The organism is Pelosinus propionicus DSM 13327, from assembly GCF_900114615.1.
In the GTDB taxonomy this organism is placed as follows: domain Bacteria; phylum Bacillota; class Negativicutes; order DSM-13327; family DSM-13327; genus Pelosinus; species Pelosinus propionicus.
Genome location: NZ_FOTS01000027.1, coordinates 46300 through 70864 on the forward strand (window position 1 = coordinate 46300; position 24565 = coordinate 70864).

The following is a 24565-nucleotide window of genomic DNA, read 5'->3' on the forward strand; positions in this document are numbered from 1 at the left end:
TTAATTATTCGACAAAATAGTTTGAACACCTCTAAATTTTGATAATTCTTTTACCAGAGATTAACATGATCAGTTTTTAAAACTACTAGAGAATGTATTATAATAATTCATTTTGTGACTAAAAATCATACTCCTTGTCAAACGGGAGGTTTGCACTGAGTCATAAGCCATTATTACTAGCAGCGTCTAAAGACTGACTCCGGCTTTGTCATTTTTTACTATCTCTCAAAGGATATTTCCCCTTTAGAGTCATTATACTCTCATACACTTAATTTAAATATGAATAATGCAAATAAGAGTACCATTTACAGTTTTTAAAATTATGTAGATTTATTGTCTAAAGTATAGTATACAATCATATTCTGAAAAAAACCTGAAAAGAATACTGGTTGACCTAGCTATTCGAAAATAAAGCCGCTTGACTCTCACTCAGCAATCAATCGGACATAACTGCTTTGGTCACTACTGAAAGTACAGACACTGATAAGATATTGAAGAGCTAAGAAAAGTCTATAACCCAAAAAGTTTATACCCACAAGACAATAAAACAGCTTGTAGATGCAATAAATTTAATATAATTTGTCTATTTTACGTCTATTGTTTGTCTATTGCGCTTTGTTTTTAGTCAGTTTAATCCAAATTTGTACAGCAAAAAGCCCCAAGAACACTGGGTTCTTGGGGGCTTTCCATTTCGTTAATATTAACGTTTGGAGAACTGAGACGCTTTACGCGCTTTCTTCAAACCATATTTACGACGCTCTTTTTCACGAGGGTCACGAGTAAGGAATCCAGCCTTTTTCAAAGATGGACGATACTCAGCATCAACTTTAAGTAATGCACGAGAAATACCGTGACGAACTGCGCCAGCTTGTCCTGAAGGACCGCCGCCCTCCACTTTAATTAACACATTGTATTTGCCAAGAGTTTCTGTCAAATTAAGGGGTTGTTTTACAATAAGTTCTAATGTTTTGCGACCAAAATATTCTGCGATAGTACGGTCGTTAACTAGAATATTGCCTTCACCCGGAACCAGACGAACTCTGGCAACCGAGGTTTTTCTGCGACCTGTGCCGTAGTAAGTAACCAATGCCATAATATGTTCCTCCTTTCCGGATTATCTTACGTTAATTTCTAATACTTCTGGTAATTGTGCAGCATGCGGATGCTCAGCACCACGATATACTTGCAACTTACGATACATTTGACGACCAAGGCGGTTCTTAGGTAACATACCCCTAATAGCCAGCTCAAGCACTCTTTCTGGTTTGTCTGCAAGCATTTTACCAGCAGTAATGAATGTAGTTCCACCTACATAACCAGAATGACGGAAATATGTTTTTTGTACTAACTTTTTACCAGTTAATGCTACTTTATCAGCGTTGATGACGATAACATGGTCACCGGTATCAACATGCGGAGTAAATGTTGGTTTATGTTTGCCGCGAAGAACTTTTGCTACTTCGGCAGCTAATCTACCTAAAGTTTTACCTTCAGCATCTACAACATACCACTTACGTTCTATGGTGGCAGCATTTGCCATAAATGTTTTCATGCGATATACCTCCTTGTCACAACATTACAAAAAAAATTGATTTTGTTTCCTTGAGCTCCGGGGCTAACGGAAGTCATGGCATAAATCTCATAAAAACATTGTATTAAATTACCTGGACAATGTCAAGGAATATCGGCATGTAAATTCACTTTTTTTTGAGTTATCCACAGTTTATTAGATTAATAAAGTACTTCTTTGAGATATAATCCATGTGCTGGCGCCGTTGCCCCCGCTTTCTTCCGATCCCGCCCTTCGAGAATCGTCTTAAATCCATCATTTGTAGTCCTTCCTAAGCCTACATTCACTAGTGTGCCTGTTAAGTTACGCACCATATGGTACAAGAAACCATTTCCCCAAAAAGATAATTCTAATATTTTACCCTGCAGCTGGCATCCAACCTCCATTATTGTGCGAACTGGACTAACAGACGATCCACCAGAAGCACGGAAGGCTGAAAAATCATGAGTTCCCACAATGATTTGCATTGCATTTTCCATAGCTGATATGTCTAAGGTTTGAGGAATCGTCCAAATCATATTTCGCCAAAAGGGATTCGGTACTGTATGCTGATAAATTTTATAAACGTAGATTTTACTTTTAGCACTAAACTGCGCATCAAAGCTATCAGGAACTTCTTCTGCATGGGTAACTACAATATCGTAAGGCAGTACCTTTCTTGATGCAATTACAATGCGATCTACAGGGATTGTGCAGCTAGTTTTAAAATTGACTACCTGACCATAAGCATGAACACCGGCATCTGTTCTGCCTGCCATGTGAATCCTAAATGTGTGGCCAAATACTTTTGCCAATTTATCTTCTAATACTTGCTGTATACCAATCGCATTTGTCTGACGCTGAAAACCATGATACCCTGTACCATCATAAGCCAATGTCAATTTAATATTACGCATATTTATACACTCCGTTACTTACTATATAACTTAACGAGAATATTTAAAAATATAGAGGACGCATAGCCGCTTACGCAGACACAGAGAACATAAGAGGTCTATATCTTTATGTTCTCTGTGCATTTCTGGGTCCTCTGCATTTATTCATGAATTTCAATTTTTCACTTTAACAAAGATGTAAGGTTCCCCTGATATAGGATATGTAAATAATATAGGGGTCGAGATAATGCCACGTAGAGTAACTTGGCATCGAAACTATTGTTTTTAAATTCTTTATCCGATGCATTCCACATAATCACACCATCAAATTCTAATCCTTTTGCCAAACTCACTGGAAGTATGGAGATACCTCCTTGATAGGAAAGGGTATCGCTAGTAATTAAATGCAATTCTTCATCATTTTCCTCTTGCTGCAGAGCATGATATAAAGAAACGCTGTCGCTCTCCATTTTTGTGATAATTCCAATAGACTTACACTCTTGCTCTTTAAACCTTCGAATAACATCTCGAATCGCTAATAATGCTTCCTTTTCTGTACTCACTTGCTGATATATGGGATCTTGACCAATTTCATAAACGGGAATAGCAGCAGAGTGTCCTCTAGGCATTACTTTGTTAAAACATTCCACAATTTCCCGTGCCGATCGATAGCTGTAATTTACTTCACGATAAATCGATTTCACGTCAGAAAAGACCTCTTTCATCACGACCTGCCAACTATCAATACTGCGATACTCTGTAATTCCTTGGGATAGGTCCCCCATGATGGTGAAAGAACTATTCCTTGATAGCATTTTAAGAATCATAAATTCGAAAGCATTTAAATCCTGTGCCTCATCTACTACAATATGTTCAAATTTTGCAATGTGATTCCAGCCATTTACTAGATAAGATAGATAGCAAATTGGACCTAAGTCTTCTCTCTCTACCTTTCCCTCTTGTAATATGCCACTAGAGTATTCTGTGATAAAAGTATTGTCTAATTTTTTATTCTTTAACACTTTAAATATACTCTTATTACTAAAAACCTCTCTGTAACAAGTGCTAATATCGTCGCAAGACCATTTTTGAAAATGACTTGCCAGAAATTGCGTCCCGTTCTGAGAATATTGTTCATAGGTTTTATCTGTATTACCCCTCTTGCGCTTCTGCTCTATTTCTAATACTTCTAAGAAATTTCGCACCCTAAACTTAATATAACCACTTAATGCTTTTACACGCTCATTATAGGATGTATTAAGCATATTGCCTTGCATAAAATTTTCAATTTGCTGCTCTTTTGTAATCAATAATTTTTGATCAAACAACAGAATATCTTTTAACTTTAGGCAGAATTTCTCAATTTTTTTATCCATCCAAGCATCTAATACTTTCACAAATTCCAATGATCCCTTTAATCGGGCAACTGCCTCTAACTGATCGCGCCGGCTGTCTTTTATCTTATTTTCCAAAAACAGATGTGCTTTCTCATCTAGGTGCAAAGAGAATGTCGTCTGGGTTATTTCATGTACTACATCAATAAATGTCTGCTGCCTTACATCATCTGCATCAATCTCTGGCAGCAGTTCACAAATATAATCTAAGAATAATTTGTTCGGTGCAATGACCATCATTTTCTGTGGGTCTAATTTTTCATTATAAAGCAAATACGATAGTCGATGCAGACCAATGGTGCTTTTACCTGAACCAGCAACCCCTTGGATAATAATCACTTGATGTAATGTTTCCCGAATAATTTTATTTTGTTCCGCACGGATGGAAGTTACAATGTCTTTTAGCTTATTACCAGTACCTTGCAGCAGCCTTTCCGTTAAAAAGGGGTCGGCAAGCAAGGCCTCCTTTTTAGGATCAGCCAATTGATCAAAAATATAATCGTCAGATATTTTTTGCAAAATGCCTTCTACTATTTTGTATTGTCTCTTTAAATTCACGTCACCGCTATAATGGTATTTTCCTAGAACATCGTAACTAGCACGTCCATCTTGGCATTCATAGAAAATCGTTGCCACAGGGTCGCGCCAGTCAAATACTAAAATATCTTTTACGGTAAGAATATCCAGCCGGCTGATTTTAACCCGTCCTATATAGAAACTCTCATAGTCCTTTGCATCATCATCTTTAAAATCTACACGACCAAAATACGGACTTGACAGCGCCTCTTTCATATCAAAAATCTTTTCCGCATGATCATGTTTCATCATGGAATGAACATAGGTACTAATTTGATCCTTATGCTCCAATGACACACGCATTTGCGCAGTACGCTTATCAATATCCTCTTCCAAAGATCTAATGATTTGATTCATCTCTTCTAACGTATAATCCAAGTGCTGTTTTTCTAAGGCATAATCCGGATGATCCTTAACCATATAGCCTCCTGCTTTTACTTTACGTATCGTATCATTGTTCAAAAGTCAATTTTACAAGAATCTTTTAACATGAAGCATTACGAAGGGATCCATTGTATTTCTACTTCGCATCTCCATAGTTCAAGCATGCTTTTTTTATTTTTCTTTTGTCCGCTACTTACTATATATCCTCACTGCAATTAGTATTCCAATGATAATGCCTAGCACTCCGTATGCCAGCCAATCTCTTGTTGTAATTTGAAGCTCTTTCATACGAGTTCTCTGATGTCCACCTCGGTAGCATCTGGCCTCCATAGCAGTAGCCAGTTCATCCGCGCGGCGAAATGCACTAATAAACAGCGGAACAAGTAAAGGAATCATATTCCGTGCACGGCGCAATATATTTCCTGATGTAAAATCTGCTCCTCTGGCCATTTGCGCTTTCATGATTTTATCTGTTTCTTCCAGCAGCGTTGGAATAAAACGAAGAGCAATGGTCATCATCATAGCCAATTCGTGTGCAGGTAGACCTATCTTCTTAAAAGGATTAAGCAAACGTTCAATGCCGTCTGTCAACGCAATGGGGGAAGTGGTAAACGTCAATAAAGAAGAAACAACAATTAAAAAGACAAGTCTGATTGTCATAAATAGTCCTTGCCGGACGCCTTCCTGGGTCGCCGCTAATGGACCAATCTTATAGATAATACTCCCTGGCGTAGTAAAAATATGAATCAGTAAGGTCAATATAATAATAATCCATAATGGCTTTAAGGATCGTAAAATCATAGTAGGAGGTATTGCCGCCAATGCAATGATAGATACAATAAAGGCAGCTAATATGCTATAAGCCTGGTAGTTTTCCGCCAGAAAAATACTGCTGATAAATAATATCGTACTAATAATCTTTGTGCGAGGGTCCAGTAAATGAAGTATAGAATTACCGGGAAAATACTGTCCCAGCATAATATCCGTTAGCAAGTTAACCCCTCCTTACGGCTTTATATACATTTTGAGCAGCAGCAGCAATATCAGTTAATGAGCTATCAATGTCTAAGCCCCGTTGTTTAAATTGATTCATTAATAAAGTAAGGGGAGGTACATCCACACCTGCTTCTTTTAACTGGTCTTGATGATGAGAGAAAATCTCTTTTGGTTTTCCATCTAAGAAAATTTCGCCTTTATTCATAACAATCAAGCGATTCGCCATACGTGCAACATCTTCCATGTTATGTGAAACTAGGACTACGGTAATCCCTGTAGCCTGATGTAAATTCATGATTTGCCCAAAGATTTCATCCCGTCCACGTGGGTCAAGTCCTGCCGAGGGCTCATCTAAAACTAAATATTTTGGATCTAAAGCAATCACACCCGCAATGGCAACCCGCCTCATTTGCCCTCCACTTAGTTGAAACGGCGTACGTTTTGCAAATTTATCAAAATCAAGACCAACAAATTTCAGAGCATTTTTTACTCTACGATCAAGTTCCTCTTCCATCACTCCTAGATTACGAGGACCAAAAGCAATGTCTTCATATACACTTTCTTCAAATAGTTGGTGTTCGGGATATTGAAACACCATACCTACACTTCGTTTGGCATTTCGTGCAGTTTCTCCCTTTTCATGTATATTCTGTCCATCTATCTGCACCATACCTGACGAAGGTTTTAATAGACCATTTAAGTGCTGCACTAATGTTGATTTACCAGAACCAGTATGTCCAATAACCCCAACAAATTCGCCTTGCTTTATCTCAAGATTGATCTTTTTGATTGCTGCCTTTTCAAATGGGGTCTTTGACATATAAGTATAAGTAACATCTTGTAATCTTATGGACATACCGCCACCACCAATTCTGAATCTGTAATAATGTCTTCTGGTATTTTTATATCAAGCTGACGTAACCGATATGCAAATTCCGCCGCTACAGGCACGTCTAGGCCTAATTCTTTTAAACGATTCACTTGACTAAAGATTGTCTTTGGCACGCCTTCCATAACGACTTTTCCTTGCCCCATAACAATGACACGATCTGCGGCTACGGCTTCTTCCATAAAATGCGTAATATATACTACGGTTATATTCTGTTCACGATGCAGTCTGAGCACTGTCGATAGAACTTCTTGTCTCCCCTGAGGATCAAGCATCGCTGTCGGTTCGTCTAAGACCAAACAGCTAGAGCGCATAGCTAATACTCCAGCAATTGCCACTCGTTGCTTTTGTCCACCTGATAATAAGTGTGGACTATGCTGCCGATACTCTTCCATACCTACATCTTTCAATGCTTCCGCTACTCGACTTCTAATTTCTGTTGGAGGCACCCCTAAGTTTTCCGGGCCAAAAGCAACATCTTCCTCTACTAAGGTAGCAACTATTTGATTGTCTGGATTTTGAAATACCATTCCAACCGATTGCCTAATTTCCCAAAGATTCTCTTGGTCCTTGGTATCCATCCCATTGATAAAACAGTGACCGCTTGAAGGGATCAATAGTGCGTTCAGATGCTTTGCTAATGTGGATTTACCTGATCCGTTGGTACCAATAATAGCGACAAACTCGCCTTTTTCTATCGCTATATTTATATGATCAAGTGCCTTTACCTCTTCGCCCTCATGGGCAAGGTACGTATGGCACATATCTTTCACTGTTATTAACTCTCCCATATCGCGTTACCCCTTTATATGTAAAAAATCATTTATTGAACCACGTCTAGGCAAAGTGCACAAAGTTTTTACACTAGGGGTTACCTGTCACTTTTTCGTGTATCCTTTATGTACCGCAATAGCGGTATCGTGCCTTTGTGGTTCAATTTTTTTATAACTCATTTCAATCATATAGAAATAAAGACGGCCTTAAAAGGCCGCCTTCTCTATAAACCACAATAACCAGGCGACGAGGCCAAGTATATGCCTTTGTCACCTGGCCCAATTGCAAACGTTAGACCAATTCCAATATTACCATTGGTGCAGCATCGCCACGACGCGGTCCCAATTTCATAATACGGGTATAACCGCCTTGACGATCAGCATATTTAGGGGCAATCACGTCAAACAATTTTGTAACTACTTCTTCATCCATGAGGCTTGATAACACTTGACGGCGAGCATGTAAGTCACCGCGCTTAGCCAAAGTAATCATCTTTTCAGCAAGACCATTAATTTCTTTCGCTTTAGCTTCTGTTGTTTCAATACGCTCGTATGCAAAGAAGGAAGTCAAGATGCTGCGAAACAGCGCTTTACGTGCGCTAGAGTCTCGTCCTAACTTTCTATAGCCCATTTTCTTCCCTCCCTATTCTTCCTCTTCACTAAGCCCTAAGCCTAGCTCGATTAATTTTTTCTTCACTTCTTCCATTGATTTACGACCAAGGTTACGAACCTTCATCATATCATCTTCGGATTTTTGTACCAAGTCCGCGACTGTATTAATTCCTGCCCGCTTCAAGCAGTTATAAGAACGTACTGACAGATCCAGATCTTCAATTGTCATATCCATGATTTTTGAATTTCCTTCTTCTACAACTTCAGTAAAAGTACCATCAATACTATCTTCTTCAGGGATTATACCTGCAAGATTCTGAAATAGCTTCAAATGAGCAACCATAATACTAGCAGATTTACTTACAGCCTCTTCTGGTCTAATACTTCCATCCGTCCATACTTCCAGAGTTAATTTATCGTAATCAGTAACGTTCCCGACACGAGTATCAGTGATCTGATAGTTAACTCTCTGAATGGGTGAAAAAATGGAGTCAATCGGAATTATACCGATCACATGATCAGGCTTTTTGTTCTTGTCTCCAGGAACATAACCCCGACCACGCTCTACGGTGATTTCCATTTTTAGCGATCCACTAGCATCAACTGTCGCCAAATGTAATTCGGGATTTAGAACTTCAATATCAGGGTCAACAAGAAGATCTCCTGCCGTGACTTCCCCTTCAGTCAATCGTTCAATTCTCAAAGTCTTTGGTTCATCATTGTGCATTTTTAGACGCAATGTTTTTAAATTCAGGATAATGTCGGTAACGTCTTCCCGAACACCTGGAATAGTAGAAAACTCATGAAGAACACCTTCGATTTTAACCGCTGTAATTGCGGCCCCCTGCAGGGAGGACAGCAATATACGGCGTAAACTGTTACCAAGAGTAGTACCATAACCACGTTCTAGTGGTTCACATACAAACTTGCCATATCGATTGTCTTCACTTAGTTCTACAATTTCAATCTTCGGTTTTTCGATTTCGATCATCTGGAAAAACCCTCCTCTTTGCGTACGATTAAGTTACGCCATACCCACGGTTGAGGGCAAAATGCGGATTATCTTCAAAATCACTTTGATTATCTGGAGTATAATTCGACAATCAAATGCTCTTGAATTGGTGTATCAATTTCCTCACGAGTGGGGTAACGCAATACTGTACCATTCATTACCTCTTGAGTTGGTCTTTCCAACCAAGGTGCCACTGTTTTGTGAGCAAGAGATTCTGTAATTTCTTTAATTAATGGTGAATCTTTACTGGTTTCATGAACCGCAATAACATCACCAGGCTTAATTAAATAAGATGGAATGTCTACTCTTTTTCCATTAACAGTGAAATGTCTGTGGGTAACCAATTGTCTAGCTTGTGTACGGCTTGCCGCAAAACCAAGACGGTATACCACATTATCCAGACGTCTTTCTAACAATACCAGCAAGTTTTCACCAGTAATGCCTTTTTGACGATCTGCTTTGTCAAAATAGGAACGGAATTGAGTTTCCAAAATTCCATAAACGCGACGTGCTTTTTGTTTTTCTCGTAGTTGAACACCATACTCGGAAACTTTTTTGCGAGTTTGGCCTTGGCCATGTTGACCAGGTGCATACGCACGTTTACCTACTGAACATTTATCCGTGTAGCATCTTTCGCCTTTAAGATATAACTTTGTGCCTTCACGACGGCATTGTCTACAAACAGGTCCTGTATATCTAGCCATGTATATTTAACACCTCCCGAAACTTCTTATACTCTTCTACGCTTAGGTGGACGGCATCCATTATGAGGTACAGGCGTGCAATCTTTGATAGAACTTACTTCTAATCCAGATGCCTGTAGTGATCTAATGGCTGCTTCCCGACCTGAGCCAGGTCCTTTTACAAAAACTTCAACTTGTTTTAATCCATGCTCCATTGCAGCTTTAGCAGCTGTTTCTGCTGCCATTTGCGCAGCAAATGGAGTACTTTTACGGGAACCTCTAAATCCAAGTCCACCCGCACTAGCCCAAGACAAAACATTACCCTTTGTATCGGAAATAGTCACAATCGTATTATTAAAAGTAGAACGAATATGTGCTTGACCATGCTCAATATTCTTACGTTCTTTTCTTTTTGGTCTAATAACTTTCTTAGCAACCAATCTTTATCCCTCCTCTACTACTTTTTCTTTTTCGCTCCAACAGTCCGCTTTGGACCTTTACGGGTGCGGGCATTCGTCTTAGTACGTTGACCACGTACAGGAAGACCCATACGGTGACGTTTACCACGGTAACATCCAATTTCAATTAGACGTTTAATATTGAGTGCTTGTTCACGGCGTAAGTCGCCTTCTACTCTATGGTTTTTATCAATTGCTTCACGCAATTTCACAACTTCTTCTTCTGTTAAATCGCGTGTACGTGTATCAGGATTAATCCCAGTTGCTGCCAAGATTTCCTTGGAAGTTGTAAGACCAATACCAAAAATGTATGTTAAAGAGATCTCGATTCTTTTATCACGCGGTAAATCTATTCCGGCAATACGTGCCATCTATAGTACACCTCCTATCCTTGCTTTTGTTTATGTTTAGGATTTTCACAAATCACCATTACATGTCCATTACGTTTAATTACCTTGCATTTTTCACAAATGGGTTTGACCGACGGTCTCACTTTCATTTGCCAGTCCTCCTTTTCATATATTCACGAACTCGCGCTCTTCGATTGTGCTACCGAAAGCATCTTACCTTACGAATCCGCTATTTGAAACGGTAGGTAATACGGCCACGCTTTAAGTCATAAGGCGTAAGCTCTACAGTTACTCTATCCCCAGGTAAAATCCGGATAAAGTTCATGCGGATTTTACCTGAGACATGCGCCAATACGACATGCTCATTTTCCAGTTTAACCTGGAACATAGCATTAGGCAAGGCTTCGACAACCGTACCTTCAACCTCAATTACATCTTGCTTGGACACGAGATATCCCTCCTAGTCCGCTTATCACAGATTCTCTGGCTTGTATAAAACCTGAATGGCATGGCGAACTTCTTCATCCGTAACTTTTGTGCCAGTTTGAATCTTATCCGCCACACTTTTGGCAATAGAATTAAGAACATTAACATGCCGGATATTTTTACGCTTAGGATTCATTATTTTTCGATCTCTGCCGTTGACCAGCAAGAGATTTTTATTATTTTGGACCCCAACCACAAGATAGATTTGCATCTCATCTCTTCCGGCAATACTAGTAACAAGTTGACCCATTGATATATTCACGACTGACACCAGAGCTGCCTCCTATAACTTAGTTAGAATCTCCGGCTTACCGTCAGTGATGGCAATCGAATGTTCAAAGTGCGCTGAGCGCTTGCCGTCAAGAGTTACAACCGTCCAACCATCGTCAAGTGTCTTTACTTCATACGTGCCCAGATTGACCATTGGCTCAATAGCCAACGTCATACCAGCTTTTAATCGTGGCCCACGGCCAGGATCGCCATAATTGGGAACCTGTGGATCTTCATGCATACTCCGGCCAATTCCATGCCCAACATAATCACGCACTACACCAAAACCATGCTGTTCTGCGTGAACCTGGACGGCATGAGAAATGTCACTGAGACGATTACCGATGATAGCTTGCTCAATCCCTTTATACAAAGACTCTTCAGTAACATCCAAAAGTTTTTGTACTTCGGCATCAATTTCACCAACACCTACTGTAATCGCGGCATCTCCATTGTATCCATTTATTACCGCTCCAATATCAATACTAACATTATCTCCAGATTTTAACTTTCTTAATCCTGGAATGCCATGTACGACTTCTTCATTTATTGAAGAACAAATATTTCCTGTAAAGCCATGGTATCCTTTAAAGGCAGGAACCGCACCACGACCTTTAATATATTCTTCGGCTATTCTGTCCAGATCTAGCGTAGTGACTCCGGGTTTAGCGGCTTTTTTAACCTCAACCAACGTTTCGGCCACTATTTTACCTGCATCACGCAAGTAATTAATTTCTCGCTCTGATTTAAGGATGATCATACCTACTCGCCCCTCAGACTGTGAACAATATCAGCAAATACTTTATCAATCGGTTGACGCCCATCAATTTCACTATAAAGACCTTTGTCTTGATAGAATTCAATTAAAGGCTTTGTCTGGCTACTATACACTGATAAGCGTTTCGTAACCGTTTCTTCCGTATCATCAGCACGCTGATAAATTTCACCATCGCATTTATCACATTTACCGTCCTTTGTGGAAGGATTGAAGAGTACATGGAAGGTAGCGCCACAACCTTTGCAGATACGACGCCCCGTCATGCGACTAATTAAATCTTCTACCGGAACATTAATATTAATAACGCGATTTAACTTTATTCCCAATTCCACTAAAGTACTATCTAAAGCATCTGCTTGTTCAATCGTCCTAGGGAATCCATCGAGAATAAAACCTTTATGACAATCAGGTTTAGCCAATCTTTCTTTCACTATCCCAATAGTTACACTATCAGGTACTAGTTGCCCGGCATCCATGCAAGCTTTCGCCTGCTTGCCAAGTTCAGTTCCTTCTTTTACTGCTGCACGAAACATATCGCCAGTAGAAATATGGGGAATCTGAAATTCTGCAACTAATTCCGCCGCCTGAGTACCTTTACCAGCTCCAGGCGGTCCCATTAACAGGATATACATTGCGAAGCGACCTCCCTACTTCATAAAGCCTTGATAGTGGCGCATTAAAACGATCGCCTCTATTTGCTTCATAGTGTCAAGTGCCACGCCTACCACAATTAAGAGGGCGGTACCGCCAAAATTTAACCCTGGAATATTTGTCACAGCTGCAATAAAGTTCGGCAGTATGGCAATACCTGCAAGAAAAATGGAACCTGCAAGGGTGATTCTGGTCATAACTCGATCCAAATAATCAGCAGTCGGTTTACCCGGGCGCAGTCCTGGAATAAAACCACCGTATTTTTTCATGTTCTCTGCCATATCCGATATGTTCAAAGTAACCGCAGTATAGAAATACGTGAAGAAAATAATGAGCAGCGCATACAAGAATGTTTGTAGCGGTGTCCCCCACGCAAACCATCCTGCCACAGTTTTTACCCAGGAAATATCAACAAACTGGGCAATAGTTACTGGAAACATCAGCACGGATGACGCAAAGATTATTGGTATAACTCCCGCTTGATTAACTTTCAGCGGGATGTGAGTAGAATGACCACCATAAGTTTTACGACCAACTACTCGTTTAGCATATTGCACCGGAATTCTTCTTTGACCTTGTGTTATGGCAATTACCAAAACAATCATGGCCAAGGCAATAATTGCGAATAACAATACATTGAAAATATTAATGGTACCTGCGGTCAGATATTGATATAACATATACAAACCATCAGGCAATCTGGATACAATCCCGGCAAAGATAATCAGCGAAATGCCATTACCAATACCTTTCTCAGTAATTTGCTCTCCAAGCCACATTAGGAAAGTAGTTCCTGCCGTAAGTGTCAATGCAATCAATAACGTAGAAGCAACGCCTGGATTAATAATTGCGGCTTTTAGTCCAATTGCCATACCAATTGCTTGAATAAATCCGAGAAGAACGGTGCCGTAACGAGTAATTTGTGTTAACTTTTTACGACCTTCTTCGCCTTCTTTAGACCATTGCTCAAAAGTTGGAACCACAATAGTAATCAGCTGCATAATAATCGAAGCATTAATATAGGGTGTGATACTCATTGCAAAGATGGAAAACTTACTCAATGCTCCACCAGAAAACAAATCTAACAAGCCAAATAAGTTACCGCTGGTAAACATTTGTTCAATAACAGAAACATCGACTCCAGGAACTGGAATATGCGTACCAGCTCTGAATACTAAAAACATGGCTAGGGTAAAAACTACCTTTTGTCTAAGCTCAGTGATCTTTAGTATGTTGGACAGAGCAGAAAGCACTTAGACCACCTCGACTTTTCCGCCAGCTGCCTGAATTTTTTCTTCAGCTGACTTGGTAAAGCCATTAGCAATCACTGTAAGTGATTTAGTCAGTTCGCCATTGCCCAAAATACGTACGCCGTCACGAACGTTTTTCAAAATACCACTTTCGATTAAAGCTACAGGGTCAACCACTGCACCATCTTCAAATCGATTCAAGTCAGAAATGTTTACTTCTGCATAGTCTTTTCCAAATTTATTGTAAAAGCCACGTTTTGGTAATCTACGATAAAGAGGCATTTGGCCACCCTCAAAACCAGCGCGAACACCGCCGCCAGCACGAGAATTTTGACCTTTATGTCCTTTACCTGAGGTTTTACCAAGACCTGAACCCAAGCCGCGACCTACACGAGTGCGGACTTTCTTTGAACCAGGCGCAGGAGCTAATTCATGTAATTTCATTATTAGCGCCTCCTCTCAATTAGTCTTGTATTTCTTCAACTGTTACAAGATGCTCCACTTTACGAACCATGCCGCGAATCACTGGAGTGTCATCTTGCGTTACAAAAGTATTTGTTTTCTTAAGCCCCAGAGCCTTTACAGTAGCTCGTTGATCTTCTGGTCTGCCGATCAGGCTTCTGGTAAGAGTGATTTTGAGTTTTGACATTGTAAATTCCTCCTTAACCCAAAAGTTCCTGAACGGTTTTACCGCGAAGTGCGGCTACTTCTTCAGCACGTTTCAATTGCTTCAAACCTGTTAAAGTAGCACGTACCATGTTATTAGCATTAGAAGAACCAAGGGATTTCGTTAAGATATCATGAATCCCGGCAAGTTCAAGTACCGCACGTGCTGGACCACCAGCAATAACACCAGTACCTTCTGATGCAGGTTTCATAAATACTTTACCGGCACCAAATACGCCGAGAATTTGATGTGGAATCGTAGTGCCTACCAAAGGAACATTAATTAAGTTCTTTTTAGCATCTTCCACACCTTTTCTGATTGCTTCCGGTACTTCGCCAGCTTTACCTAAACCAGCACCAACGTGACCATTTTCGTCACCAACAACAACTAGCGCACTAAAGGAAAAACGGCGACCGCCTTTTACTACTTTAGCAACCCTATTTATGAATACAACTTTCTCTTTCAAATCGAGAGCTGTATAATCAATTCTGGACATTCATTTACCTCCTTTTGCTTAAAATTCCAGCCCTGCTTCACGCGCTGCCTGGGCCAAAGCTGCTACTCTACCATGATAAATGTAACCACCACGGTCAAATACCACTTTGTTAATTCCTTTTGCCAAAGCACGTGATGCAACTGCTGCACCTACAGCCTTAGCTGCTTCTATATTACCGCCATACGTTACGCCAAGATCTTTATCCATAGTGCTAGCTGCGACTAAAGTAGTACCAGTAACATCATCAATGATTTGAGCATACATATGACTTAGGCTACGAAATACGTTCAAACGTGGTCTTGCTGCAGTACCTGAAACAAGCTTACGTACACGTAAATGACGTTTTTGCCTAGCTTTATTTTTAATCCCTTTACGAAGCAAAGTGGTCACTCCTTTCACTTAAAATCTTACTTCTTACCTTTACCGCCTGCTTTACCTACTTTACGGCGAACAACTTCACCCTCATAACGAACACCTTTGCCTTTGTATGGTTCAGGTTCTCTATATTTACGGATTTTAGCTGCTAATGCGCCAACTTCTTCTTTGTTGATGCCAGAAACAACAATTTTATTGGGAGCTGGAACATCAAGGGTCATTCCTTCAGGAGCCGCAACTTCTAATGGATGAGAAAAACCTAATGTTAAAGCTACATTTTTACCAGCTTTCGCTGCTCTGTAACCAACGCCGACAATTTCAAGAGTTTTAGTGAAACCTTGGGTAACACCAACCACCATATTTGACAGCAAAGTACGGGTTAAGCCATGTAATGATCTATGCTCTTTTTCATCTGAAGGCCTTTTTACAACAAGGGTATTGTCTTCAAGTTCCAATATCATATCTTTATGAATGGCACGAGTCAATTCGCCTTTAGGGCCCTTTACAGATACCTGATTGCTATCGCCAATCGTAACAGTTACGCCAGCAGGGATAGCAATCGGCATTCTACCGATTCTTGACATATGTGCACCTCCTTAACTACAAAATTACCAGACGAAAGCTAATACTTCGCCGCCAAGTCCTTCGCGACGAGCTTGCTTATCAGTCATTATTCCTTTGGAAGTTGAAATAATTGCAACCCCAAGGCCGCCCAACACGCGGGGCATTTGATCTTTTCTTGCATAAACACGTAATCCTGGTTTAGAAATACGTTTAATGCCAGTAATTACCTTTTCACGATTAGGTCCATATTTTAAACTTGCTCTTAATACACCTTGCTTATCATCTTTAACAATTTCGAAATCCTTAATAAATCCCTCTGATTTCAAAAGCTGCGCAATTGCTTGCTTAATTTTTGAGGCAGGAATTTCTACTTTATCATGATAAACCGAGTTTGCATTACGAATACGAGTAAGCATATCTGCAATTGGATCGGTCATTACCATTTAACATTACCTCCTTCCTGTAATCTACCAGCTAGCCTTAGTTATCCCAGGAATGACACCTTTATAGCTCAATTCCCTAAAACAAATACGGCACATTTCAAATTTACGTAAATAACCATGTGGACGACCGCAAACTTTACATCTATTGTACTTACGTACGCTAAATTTAGGTTCAAGTTTCCATTTTTCAATTAACGCTTTCTTGGCCACGAGTGTCCCTCCTTTTACGCACTGAACGGCATGCCCATTAGCTTTAACAGTTCGCGTGCCTCTTCATCCGTTTTAGCTGTGGTTACGATAATAATATCCATCCCACGAACTTTATCAACCTTTTCATACTCAATTTCAGGGAAAATCAATTGTTCTTTAATACCCATGGTATAGTTGCCACGACCATCAAAGGATTTTGGGCTAACACCGCGGAAATCGCGAACACGTGGTAATGCAATGTTTAGTAATTTATCTAAAAACTCATACATACGTTGTCCACGCAGGGTAACTTTAGCGCCAATTGGCATACCTTCACGGATTTTAAATGCTGCAATTGATTTTTTTGCACGGGTTACTACTGGCTTTTGACCGGCAATAATCGTCATATCGTTAATGGCAACATCTAGGACTTTAGGATTGCTTACTGCTTCCCCTACGCCCATATTTAGAACCACTTTTTCAATTTTAGGGATTTCCATAATGTTTTTATAGCCAAATTTTTCCATTAAGCCTTTAGCTACTTCATCACTATATTTTTCTTTCATTCTGGACAAGTGTCGTTACCTCCTTTCTGCGTGATTATTTATCGATTATTTCGCCACATTTTTTACAAGTACGAGCTGACGCTCCGCTTGCAAGTGACGTTTTCTTAATACGGGTTGGCTGATCGCAAGCTGGACACACCAGCATTACTTTTGCTGAATGTAGCGGAGCTTCTTTTACAATAATACCACCTTGAGGCAAGTTCTGTGAAGGCTTAGTATGACGTTTTACTGTGTTTAATCCTTCAACTACAACTTTGCTCTTTTTAGGTAATGCTTGAATGATTTTGCCGGTTTTCCCTTTATCTTTACCAGACAAAACTACGATCTTATCGCCTTTTTTGACGTGTAGTTTTTTCGCTTCTGACATCCCGGATACCTCCTAACTTAGATTACTTCCGGCGCCAGCGAGATAATCTTCATAAAGTCTTTCTCACGCAATTCTCTCGCTACTGGCCCAAATATACGAGTTCCTCTAGGGCTTTTATCTTCCTTAATTATAACTGCGGCATTCTCATCGAAGCGGATATAAGATCCATCAGGGCGACGTAAGCCTTTTTTCGAACGAACTACTACGGCTTTCACTACGTCACCTTTTTTAACCATACCGCCAGGAGAAGCAGATTTTACTGCCGCAACGATAACATCACCAATGTTTGCATATCTACGGTAAGAACCGCCCAATGCTCTAATGCACATGATTTGCTTTGCACCGCTGTTATCGCCAACATTAAGAATCGTTTGTTGTTGAATCATCCTGTTCCCTCCTTTTGAAGGTTAGAGGTCGAGGTTCAAATTTACGAACTGCGAACTCCAAACCTCACTTATTTAGCTCTTTCAATAATTTTTGTAACTCTCCAGCGCTTATCCTTAGACAGCGGACGAGTTTCCATAACTTCGACAATATCGCCAATATGGCTTTCATTGTTTTCATCATGGGCTTTAAATTTCACAGTCTTTTTAATGGATTTCTTGTAAAGAGGATGTTGCACTAAACGCTCTATTGCTACAACAATGGTTTTATCCATTTTATCACTAATTACTTTACCAAATTTAACTTTACGATCATTTCTTTCACTCACGTCCAATTAGCCTCCTTCCGTTCTAACTTACACTTAACGGCACTATTACTTTAAGAACGTTTATCAGAACGCTACGCTTGCTTAATTTCTTGCTCACGTTGAATGGTCTTAACTCTAGCAATACTTTTTTTAACTTCTTTAATCCGCATAGGATTTTCCAACTGACCAGTAGCTAGTTGGAATCTAAGGTTAAATAACTCTTCTTTGAGTACAGCTATTTTTTGGTTAAGTTCAGTTGCGTTCATTTCACGGAAGTCTTTAACCTTCATGTACTTCACCACCTACTTCTTCTTGCGGTTCAGCAACAGCTTCCCGTTTCACAAACTTTGTTTTGATAGGAAGTTTATGAGCAGCCAAGCGCATAGCTTCTTTAGCTACTTCTTCGCTAACGCCATCCATTTCAAACATTACACGACCTGGTTTTACTACTGCTACCCAGTATTCGGTTGAACCTTTACCGCTACCCATACGAGTTTCAGCAGGTTTCGCAGTAATTGGTTTATCTGGGAATATTTTAATCCAGACTTTACCACCACGTTTAATGTAACGAGTCATCGCAATACGAGCTGCTTCGATTTGACGGTTAGTAATCCAAGCGGGTTCTAACGCTGCCAATCCGAACTCGCCATGACTTACGGTATTGCCTCTAGTTGCTTTACCTTTCATACGACCACGGAATTGTTTACGATGTTTCACTCTTTTTGGCAGTAGCATTATTTTTCGCTCCCTTCAACAGCGGCAGCGGCTTTTTTAGCTTCTGGCAAAATTTCACCTTTATAGATCCATACTTTTACGCCGATTAAGCCGTAAGTAGTATGTGCTTCAGCTGTACCATAGTCAATATCAGCTCTAAGAGTGTGAAGAGGAATACTACCTTCACGGGCAGCTTCACTTCTAGCAATCTCAGCGCCGCCTAAACGACCGCCACACATTACTTTAATACCTTTTGCGCCCATACGCATAGTGCGTTGAATGGACTGCTTCATAGCACGGCGGAAAGCAATACGTCTTTCCAATTGAGCCGCAATATTTTCAGCAACCAATTGAGCATCAACATCAGGCTGTCTAACTTCAGCAATGTTTATATCAACTTGCTTACCAGTAAGCGTTTTTAAATTCTTTTTCAATTCTTCAATACCAGCGCCACCACGACCAATAATCATACCAGGTTTTGCTGTATGAATTACAACTTTAACACGGTTAGCCGCTCTTTCAATCACAACTTTGGATACCCCTGCAGTGAAAGCCTTTGCTTTGATAAATTTACGAATTTTTAAATCTTCGTGTAAATTATTTGCAAAGTCTTTACCAGCGTACCACTTAGCATCCCAAGTCTTAATAATTCCAAGGCGTAAACCATGAGGATGAATTTTCTGACCCACTTTGTTTTCCCTCCTTCACTCGTTATCTTTCGTTTACAACAACTGTCACATGACTGCTGCGTTTTAAAATTTTAAAAGCTTGCCCACGTGACCGCGGATGAATACGTTTCAAGGTAGGTCCTTGGTCAACATAAGCTGCGGAAACATAGAGTTTATCTGAATTTAAATCATTATTGTGTTCTGCGTTTGCAATCGCCGATTGGAGTACTTTTAACAGTACTTCGGATCCAACTTTAGGCGTATTTTTCAAAATTGCATATGCTTCACCAACGTTTTTACCACGAATTAAGTCGATAACAACACGAATTTTACGTGGCGCAATGCGAATGTGTCTAGCAATTGCTTTAGCTTCCATACACTAACCCCCTTCCAGTAACTTTCACGAAATTACCGTAATGATGTAGATCTTTCTGAACCAGAATGACCTTTATATGTCCGAGTAGGTGCAAACTCACCTAGTTTGTGACCTACCATATCTTCTGTAATGTAGACAGGTACGTGTTTACGTCCATCATGTACCGCAACAGTATGTCCAACGAAATTAGGAAGAATGGTAGAACTACGCGACCAGGTCTTAATAACCTTTTTGTCGCCAGCTGCGTTCATTGCGTCAATTTTTTTCATCACGCTTGGATGAACATAAGGTCCCTTTTTAATTGATCTGGACACTTGATTAGCCTCCCTTCTCTATCCAGTTAGCCCTTAGGCTTTACCTACTTCGTACGTCTTTTTACAATCATCTTGTTAGATGTTTTATTACGACGAGTCTTAACACCATAAGCATGTTTGCCCCAAGGTGTAACAGGATGTTTACGACCTACAGGTGAATGACCTTCACCACCACCATGTGGATGATCGATAGGATTCATCGCAACACCACGGTTAGCAGGACGAATACCAAGCCAACGAGAACGGCCAGCTTTACCAATTGTAATGTTTTCATGTTCCAAGTTACCCACTTGACCAATAGTAGCTTTACAATTAATATGCACTTTGCGTTGTTCTCCAGAAGGCAATCTCAAAAGCGCATGCTCGCCTTCTTTTGCCATAAGTTGTGCAGATGCACCAGCAGAACGAACCATTTGTCCGCCTTTGCCGATTTTAAGTTCGATGTTATGAAGTTGAGTACCTACAGGGATATTTTTGATTGGCAACGCATTACCTACTTTAATATCTGCCTCAGGACCACTCATAACTTTATCATCAACTTTTAGACCATTAGGAGCTAAAATATAACGTTTTTCTCCGTCTGCATAGTGAAGTAATGCAATACGAGCTGAACGATTAGGATCATACTCAATTGTAGCTACTTTTGCTATGATTCCGTCTTTATTACGTTTGAAGTCAATGATTCTATATTGACGTTTATGACCGCCGCCTTGATGTCTAACAGTCATGCGACCTTGGTTGTTACGACCAGCACGTTGTTGAAGAGTCTCAACTAGTGAGCGTTCTGGTTTATTCGTAGTAATTTCTTCAAAATTAGACCCAGTCATAAATCTTCGACTTGGTGTATAAGGTTTAAAGCTTTTTACTGCCATTATTGCCCCTCCTTTTCAATAAATTTCAGGCTACACGCCTTCAAAGAACTCTATATTCTGACCAGGAGCCAGTTTTACAATTGCTTTTTTGTAATCCGGACGCTTACCTTCTGTCCTACCCATACGTTTGGTTTTCCCCATAACACGGACGGTGTGCACAGCTAGTACTTTTACTTTAAAAATTTGCTCTACAGCTTGGCGAATTTCTACTTTGTTAACCTTCAAAGGTACAACGAAAGTATATTTATTCTCTTCCATCATAGCAGCAGTTTTCTCCGTAACAAGCGGACGAATCAGTACATCGCGCAAATTTTGCATTAGGCCAGCACCTCCTCAATACGGGTGATTGCTTCTTTTGTCACAAACACTTTATCATGATACAAAAGATCATATACATTTAAACTGCTGGAAGCTGGAATTGCTTTAACGCCAGGAATGTTACGAGCTGACTTTTCAACATTTTCTACAACTTCACCAGTAATAATTAAGCTCTTTTTGTTGGCGGCATCAAAACCACTTAACATATTAACTACGTTTTTAGTTTTTGGTGCTTCAAATGCAATGCTATCTACTACTACTAATTCTCCATCTTGAAGTTTTGCAGTTAAAGCAGATTTAATTGCTAAGCGACGTTGTTTACGTGGCATTCTGAACGCATAAGAACGTGGTTGCGGACCAAATGTAGTACCACCACCTACCCAAATTGGGGAACGGGTACTACCAGCGCGCGCACGACCTGTGCCCTTTTGTTTCCAAGGTTTTCTACCACCACCACGTACTAGACCTCTTGTTTTCGTTGAAGCTGTTCCTAAGCGTTGACTAGCAAGCTGCATTACTACAGCTTGATGTAGTACCGCTTCATTTACTTCCACACCAAAAACGCTATCATTTAATTCTAATTCACCGGTTTTTGCTCCAGTGATATCATATACTGCTACTTTCGGCATATAGCACATCCTCCTTTCGTGGTCGAGGTTCAAGATTTGAAGTAAGTTACACTAACACCAAACCTAGAACCAACGAGATTATTTTTTAGGCTTTACTGTATTCTTAATCAGCATAAAGCTTCCTTTAGGACCAGGAATACCGCCCTTTATTAAAATCAAATTCCGTTCAGCATCAACTCTTACAACCGTCAAGCGCTGTACAGTAACTTTTTGATTACCCATACGGCCAGGTAATTTTTTGCCTTTAAACACTTTACCGCCGCCGCCGCTCATCCGAGGTCCCATAGAACCTGGCTCACGATGGGATTTAGAACCGTGGGCCATCGGTCCACGTCTAAAATTATGGCGTTTGATAACACCAGCAAAACCTTTACCTTTCGCAGTACCAGTAACATCAACGATTTCACCTTCTGCGAATATATCTACACCAATTTCTTGGCCAACAGTATATTCAGATGCTTCAGATAATCGAATTTCTTTAATCACTTTAACAGGTTTTACACCTGCTTTAGCAAAATGACCTTTCATTGGGCTAGTAACGTTTTTATCTTTAACAATGCCAAAACCCAATTGCACCGCATTGTAGCCATCATTTTCAACTGTTTTATTTTGTAGTACAACACTGTTTCCTGCTTCAATTACAGTAACAGGAACCAATTTACCATCTTGCGTAAAAATTTGTGTCATACCAAGTTTTTTACCTAAAATTCCTTTAGCCATTATTACACCTCCTCCTACAGCTTGATTTCAATGTCGACACCAGCCGGAAGATCCAGACGCATTAACGCATCAACGGTCTTGGAAGTCGGCTCAAGAATGTCAATCAGACGTTTGTGGGTACGCATTTCAAATTGTTCCCGGGAATCTTTATTGACATGTGGTGAACGCAGGACAGTGAAAATATTTTTCTCCGTAGGAAGTGGAATTGGCCCGGAAACCATTGCACCTGTTCTTTTTGCAGTGTCCACTATTTTAACCGCACTTTGATCCAGTGCTTTATGATCATATGCTTTAAGACGAATTCTGATTTTTTGTTGTTTAGCCATTGTATTTCCTCCTTATCGCCCAGTTTCTAGAACGGACATTCTCCGTGAAAATTCCCCCCGCACCTTGCAGGCAACCTTTCACGTCATCGCTTGTTTGTAAAAAGTTCTAAACCATTTTGATTGGGGCGACTACTGTCAGCCGCCCCAATCAATTTCTTACGCTTCAATCGCAGTAACTACGCCAGCGCCAACAGTACGGCCACCTTCGCGAATCGCGAAACGCAAACCTTCTTCAAGTGCAATTGGAGTGATAAGCTCAATCGACATTTGAATGTTGTCACCAGGCATAACCATTTCTACACCTTCTGGCAGACTTACTACACCAGTAACGTCTGTTGTACGGAAGTAGAATTGTGGACGATAGTTGGTAAAGAACGGAGTATGACGACCGCCTTCTTCTTTGGACAGTACATATACTTCTGCTTTATACTTTGTGTGTTGGATAATAGAACCTGGTTTAGCCAATACTTGACCGCGCTCGATATCTTTACGCTCAACACCACGAAGAAGTGCACCAATATTGTCCCCTGCTACTGCAGAATCCAAAAGTTTACGGAACATTTCTACGCCAGTTACTACTACTGATCTAGGTTTTTCTGTCATACCCACGATTTCAACGTTGTCACCAACTTTGATTTCGCCACGTTCTACACGGCCAGTAGCAACTGTACCACGACCAGTAATGGTGAATACGTCTTCAACAGGCATCAAGAAAGGTCTGTCTGTTGCACGTACTGGAGTTGGGATGTACTCATCTACTTTATCCATCAGATCAAATATTTTTCCGCACCATTTGCATTCGCGACTTGCGCAACCGCAGTTAAGCGCTTGTACAGCGGAACCACAAACTACAGGAATGTCATCACCAGGGAATTCATAGCTGGACAGAAGTTCGCGAACTTCCATTTCAACCAATTCAATTAATTCATCATCATCAACCAAGTCAGCTTTGTTCAAAAACACTACCATGGAAGGTACGCCTACTTGACGAGACAATAGAATGTGTTCACGAGTTTGTGGCATAGGGCCATCAGCAGCACTTACTACTAAAATCGCTCCATCCATTTGTGCAGCACCAGTGATCATGTTTTTTACATAATCAGCATGGCCTGGGCAGTCAACGTGAGCATAGTGACGTTTGTCTGTTTCATACTCTACGTGAGCTGTATTGATTGTAATACCACGCTCTCTTTCTTCTGGAGCTTTGTCAATCATGTCATATGCCATGAATTCTCCGCCACCATGTTTTGAAAGTGTCATGGT

Annotated in this window: 40 protein-coding genes; all 40 read right to left on the reverse strand. The window is 40.3% G+C overall.

What is annotated here, in order from left to right; all coding sequences use genetic code 11:
- Positions 1–700 precede the first annotated feature (700 nt).
- A complete protein-coding gene (rpsI, locus tag BMZ99_RS14840) occupies positions 701–1093 on the reverse strand; it encodes a 30S ribosomal protein S9 (RefSeq protein WP_007937653.1) in 393 nt (130 codons plus the stop codon).
- Positions 1094–1114: 21 nt separating this feature from the next.
- Positions 1115–1552: a 50S ribosomal protein L13 gene (gene rplM, locus BMZ99_RS14845; RefSeq protein ID WP_090938817.1), complete on the reverse strand. Its 438-nt coding sequence runs from the start codon at positions 1550–1552 to the stop codon at positions 1115–1117.
- Positions 1553–1731: 179 nt separating this feature from the next.
- Positions 1732–2466 (reverse strand): tRNA pseudouridine(38-40) synthase TruA, encoded by a 735-nt coding sequence (gene truA / locus BMZ99_RS14850; protein WP_090938820.1) that lies wholly within the window; start codon positions 2464–2466, stop codon positions 1732–1734.
- 161 nt (positions 2467–2627) lie between these two features.
- Entirely contained in the window at positions 2628–4835 is a 2208-nt protein-coding gene (locus BMZ99_RS14855) for a HelD family protein (protein ID WP_090938823.1), read from the reverse strand.
- A gap of 153 nt (positions 4836–4988) precedes the next feature.
- Entirely contained in the window at positions 4989–5792 is an 804-nt protein-coding gene (locus tag BMZ99_RS14860) for an energy-coupling factor transporter transmembrane component T family protein (protein WP_090938826.1), read from the reverse strand.
- Position 5793: 1 nt separating this feature from the next.
- Positions 5794–6651 (reverse strand): energy-coupling factor transporter ATPase, encoded by an 858-nt coding sequence (locus tag BMZ99_RS14865; RefSeq protein ID WP_090938829.1) that lies wholly within the window; start codon positions 6649–6651, stop codon positions 5794–5796.
- The gene (locus BMZ99_RS14870; protein WP_090938832.1) at positions 6642–7475 is read right to left on the reverse strand and encodes an energy-coupling factor transporter ATPase; all 834 of its coding nucleotides are present in this window, start codon (positions 7473–7475) and stop codon (positions 6642–6644) included. Before BMZ99_RS14870 ends, BMZ99_RS14865 begins: the two co-directional genes overlap by 10 nt.
- Before the next feature lie 274 nt (positions 7476–7749).
- Positions 7750–8088: a 50S ribosomal protein L17 gene (gene rplQ / locus BMZ99_RS14880; RefSeq protein WP_090938835.1), complete on the reverse strand. Its 339-nt coding sequence runs from the start codon at positions 8086–8088 to the stop codon at positions 7750–7752.
- A 12-nt stretch (positions 8089–8100) separates the two neighbouring features.
- Entirely contained in the window at positions 8101–9060 is a 960-nt protein-coding gene (locus tag BMZ99_RS14885; RefSeq protein WP_090938838.1) for a DNA-directed RNA polymerase subunit alpha, read from the reverse strand.
- An 89-nt stretch (positions 9061–9149) separates the two neighbouring features.
- Positions 9150–9785, reverse strand: a complete 636-nt coding sequence (rpsD, locus tag BMZ99_RS14890; protein WP_090938841.1) for a 30S ribosomal protein S4 — start codon at positions 9783–9785, stop codon at positions 9150–9152.
- Positions 9786–9811: 26 nt separating this feature from the next.
- Complete coding sequence (gene rpsK / locus BMZ99_RS14895) at positions 9812–10204, reverse strand: 30S ribosomal protein S11 (RefSeq protein WP_090938842.1); 393 nt, start codon at positions 10202–10204, stop codon at positions 9812–9814.
- Between the two features lie 17 nt (positions 10205–10221).
- Positions 10222–10593: a 30S ribosomal protein S13 gene (gene rpsM / locus BMZ99_RS14900; RefSeq protein ID WP_007937673.1), complete on the reverse strand. Its 372-nt coding sequence runs from the start codon at positions 10591–10593 to the stop codon at positions 10222–10224.
- Between the two features lie 14 nt (positions 10594–10607).
- On the reverse strand, positions 10608–10721 hold the full coding sequence (gene rpmJ, locus BMZ99_RS14905; protein ID WP_007937679.1) for a 50S ribosomal protein L36: 114 nt from the start codon (positions 10719–10721) through the stop codon (positions 10608–10610).
- An 80-nt stretch (positions 10722–10801) separates the two neighbouring features.
- On the reverse strand, positions 10802–11020 hold the full coding sequence (infA, locus tag BMZ99_RS14910; RefSeq protein ID WP_007937682.1) for a translation initiation factor IF-1: 219 nt from the start codon (positions 11018–11020) through the stop codon (positions 10802–10804).
- Positions 11021–11044: 24 nt separating this feature from the next.
- Positions 11045–11329, reverse strand: coding sequence for a KOW domain-containing RNA-binding protein (locus BMZ99_RS14915; protein WP_090938844.1), 285 nt, complete (start codon positions 11327–11329; stop codon positions 11045–11047).
- A 12-nt stretch (positions 11330–11341) separates the two neighbouring features.
- Positions 11342–12088, reverse strand: a complete 747-nt coding sequence (gene map / locus BMZ99_RS14920; protein ID WP_090938847.1) for a type I methionyl aminopeptidase — start codon at positions 12086–12088, stop codon at positions 11342–11344.
- 2 nt (positions 12089–12090) lie between these two features.
- Positions 12091–12738, reverse strand: a complete 648-nt coding sequence (locus tag BMZ99_RS14925) for an adenylate kinase (RefSeq protein ID WP_007961560.1) — start codon at positions 12736–12738, stop codon at positions 12091–12093.
- A gap of 15 nt (positions 12739–12753) precedes the next feature.
- A complete protein-coding gene (gene secY / locus BMZ99_RS14930; RefSeq protein ID WP_090938850.1) occupies positions 12754–14010 on the reverse strand; it encodes a preprotein translocase subunit SecY in 1257 nt (418 codons plus the stop codon).
- Positions 14011–14451, reverse strand: coding sequence for a 50S ribosomal protein L15 (gene rplO / locus BMZ99_RS14935; protein ID WP_090938853.1), 441 nt, complete (start codon positions 14449–14451; stop codon positions 14011–14013). It abuts the gene before it with no gap.
- 19 nt (positions 14452–14470) lie between these two features.
- Positions 14471–14656, reverse strand: a complete 186-nt coding sequence (rpmD, locus tag BMZ99_RS14940; RefSeq protein ID WP_007937694.1) for a 50S ribosomal protein L30 — start codon at positions 14654–14656, stop codon at positions 14471–14473.
- A 13-nt stretch (positions 14657–14669) separates the two neighbouring features.
- Entirely contained in the window at positions 14670–15170 is a 501-nt protein-coding gene (gene rpsE / locus BMZ99_RS14945) for a 30S ribosomal protein S5 (protein WP_090938856.1), read from the reverse strand.
- Positions 15171–15188: 18 nt separating this feature from the next.
- Positions 15189–15551, reverse strand: a complete 363-nt coding sequence (rplR, locus tag BMZ99_RS14950; RefSeq protein ID WP_090938862.1) for a 50S ribosomal protein L18 — start codon at positions 15549–15551, stop codon at positions 15189–15191.
- A gap of 26 nt (positions 15552–15577) precedes the next feature.
- Positions 15578–16129 (reverse strand): 50S ribosomal protein L6, encoded by a 552-nt coding sequence (rplF, locus tag BMZ99_RS14955; RefSeq protein ID WP_090938865.1) that lies wholly within the window; start codon positions 16127–16129, stop codon positions 15578–15580.
- Positions 16130–16153: 24 nt separating this feature from the next.
- The gene (gene rpsH, locus BMZ99_RS14960) at positions 16154–16552 is read right to left on the reverse strand and encodes a 30S ribosomal protein S8 (protein ID WP_090938868.1); all 399 of its coding nucleotides are present in this window, start codon (positions 16550–16552) and stop codon (positions 16154–16156) included.
- A gap of 24 nt (positions 16553–16576) precedes the next feature.
- Positions 16577–16762 carry a type Z 30S ribosomal protein S14 gene (locus tag BMZ99_RS14965; RefSeq protein WP_007937703.1) on the reverse strand — a complete coding sequence of 62 codons (186 nt, stop codon included), beginning with the start codon at positions 16760–16762 and terminating at the stop codon, positions 16577–16579.
- Positions 16763–16776: 14 nt separating this feature from the next.
- Positions 16777–17316 carry a 50S ribosomal protein L5 gene (gene rplE / locus BMZ99_RS14970; RefSeq protein ID WP_007937705.1) on the reverse strand — a complete coding sequence of 180 codons (540 nt, stop codon included), beginning with the start codon at positions 17314–17316 and terminating at the stop codon, positions 16777–16779.
- A gap of 25 nt (positions 17317–17341) precedes the next feature.
- Complete coding sequence (gene rplX / locus BMZ99_RS14975) at positions 17342–17674, reverse strand: 50S ribosomal protein L24 (RefSeq protein ID WP_090938871.1); 333 nt, start codon at positions 17672–17674, stop codon at positions 17342–17344.
- Between the two features lie 17 nt (positions 17675–17691).
- On the reverse strand, positions 17692–18060 hold the full coding sequence (rplN, locus tag BMZ99_RS14980; RefSeq protein WP_007937713.1) for a 50S ribosomal protein L14: 369 nt from the start codon (positions 18058–18060) through the stop codon (positions 17692–17694).
- Positions 18061–18128: 68 nt separating this feature from the next.
- Positions 18129–18386: a 30S ribosomal protein S17 gene (rpsQ, locus tag BMZ99_RS14985; RefSeq protein WP_007937715.1), complete on the reverse strand. Its 258-nt coding sequence runs from the start codon at positions 18384–18386 to the stop codon at positions 18129–18131.
- A 71-nt stretch (positions 18387–18457) separates the two neighbouring features.
- Positions 18458–18655, reverse strand: coding sequence for a 50S ribosomal protein L29 (rpmC, locus tag BMZ99_RS14990; protein ID WP_007937717.1), 198 nt, complete (start codon positions 18653–18655; stop codon positions 18458–18460).
- A complete protein-coding gene (gene rplP, locus BMZ99_RS14995; protein WP_007937719.1) occupies positions 18645–19100 on the reverse strand; it encodes a 50S ribosomal protein L16 in 456 nt (151 codons plus the stop codon). Before rplP ends, rpmC begins: the two co-directional genes overlap by 11 nt.
- Entirely contained in the window at positions 19100–19768 is a 669-nt protein-coding gene (gene rpsC, locus BMZ99_RS15000) for a 30S ribosomal protein S3 (protein WP_090938874.1), read from the reverse strand. The genes rplP and rpsC overlap by 1 nt, the downstream gene beginning before the upstream one ends.
- 22 nt (positions 19769–19790) lie before the next feature.
- Positions 19791–20123 carry a 50S ribosomal protein L22 gene (gene rplV, locus BMZ99_RS15005; protein ID WP_007937723.1) on the reverse strand — a complete coding sequence of 111 codons (333 nt, stop codon included), beginning with the start codon at positions 20121–20123 and terminating at the stop codon, positions 19791–19793.
- Positions 20124–20155: 32 nt separating this feature from the next.
- On the reverse strand, positions 20156–20437 hold the full coding sequence (rpsS, locus tag BMZ99_RS15010) for a 30S ribosomal protein S19 (protein WP_007937725.1): 282 nt from the start codon (positions 20435–20437) through the stop codon (positions 20156–20158).
- A gap of 44 nt (positions 20438–20481) precedes the next feature.
- Positions 20482–21309, reverse strand: a complete 828-nt coding sequence (rplB, locus tag BMZ99_RS15015) for a 50S ribosomal protein L2 (protein ID WP_090938877.1) — start codon at positions 21307–21309, stop codon at positions 20482–20484.
- Between the two features lie 30 nt (positions 21310–21339).
- Positions 21340–21627, reverse strand: coding sequence for a 50S ribosomal protein L23 (rplW, locus tag BMZ99_RS15020; protein WP_090938879.1), 288 nt, complete (start codon positions 21625–21627; stop codon positions 21340–21342).
- A complete protein-coding gene (gene rplD / locus BMZ99_RS15025) occupies positions 21627–22256 on the reverse strand; it encodes a 50S ribosomal protein L4 (RefSeq protein WP_090938882.1) in 630 nt (209 codons plus the stop codon). The genes rplW and rplD overlap by 1 nt, the downstream gene beginning before the upstream one ends.
- Before the next feature lie 78 nt (positions 22257–22334).
- The gene (gene rplC, locus BMZ99_RS15030; RefSeq protein WP_090938885.1) at positions 22335–22976 is read right to left on the reverse strand and encodes a 50S ribosomal protein L3; all 642 of its coding nucleotides are present in this window, start codon (positions 22974–22976) and stop codon (positions 22335–22337) included.
- Between the two features lie 14 nt (positions 22977–22990).
- Complete coding sequence (rpsJ, locus tag BMZ99_RS15035; RefSeq protein ID WP_007937730.1) at positions 22991–23302, reverse strand: 30S ribosomal protein S10; 312 nt, start codon at positions 23300–23302, stop codon at positions 22991–22993.
- Between the two features lie 156 nt (positions 23303–23458).
- The coding region (gene tuf, locus BMZ99_RS15040; RefSeq protein ID WP_139214778.1) for an elongation factor Tu at positions 23459–24565 on the reverse strand (1107 nt) is incomplete at its 5' end.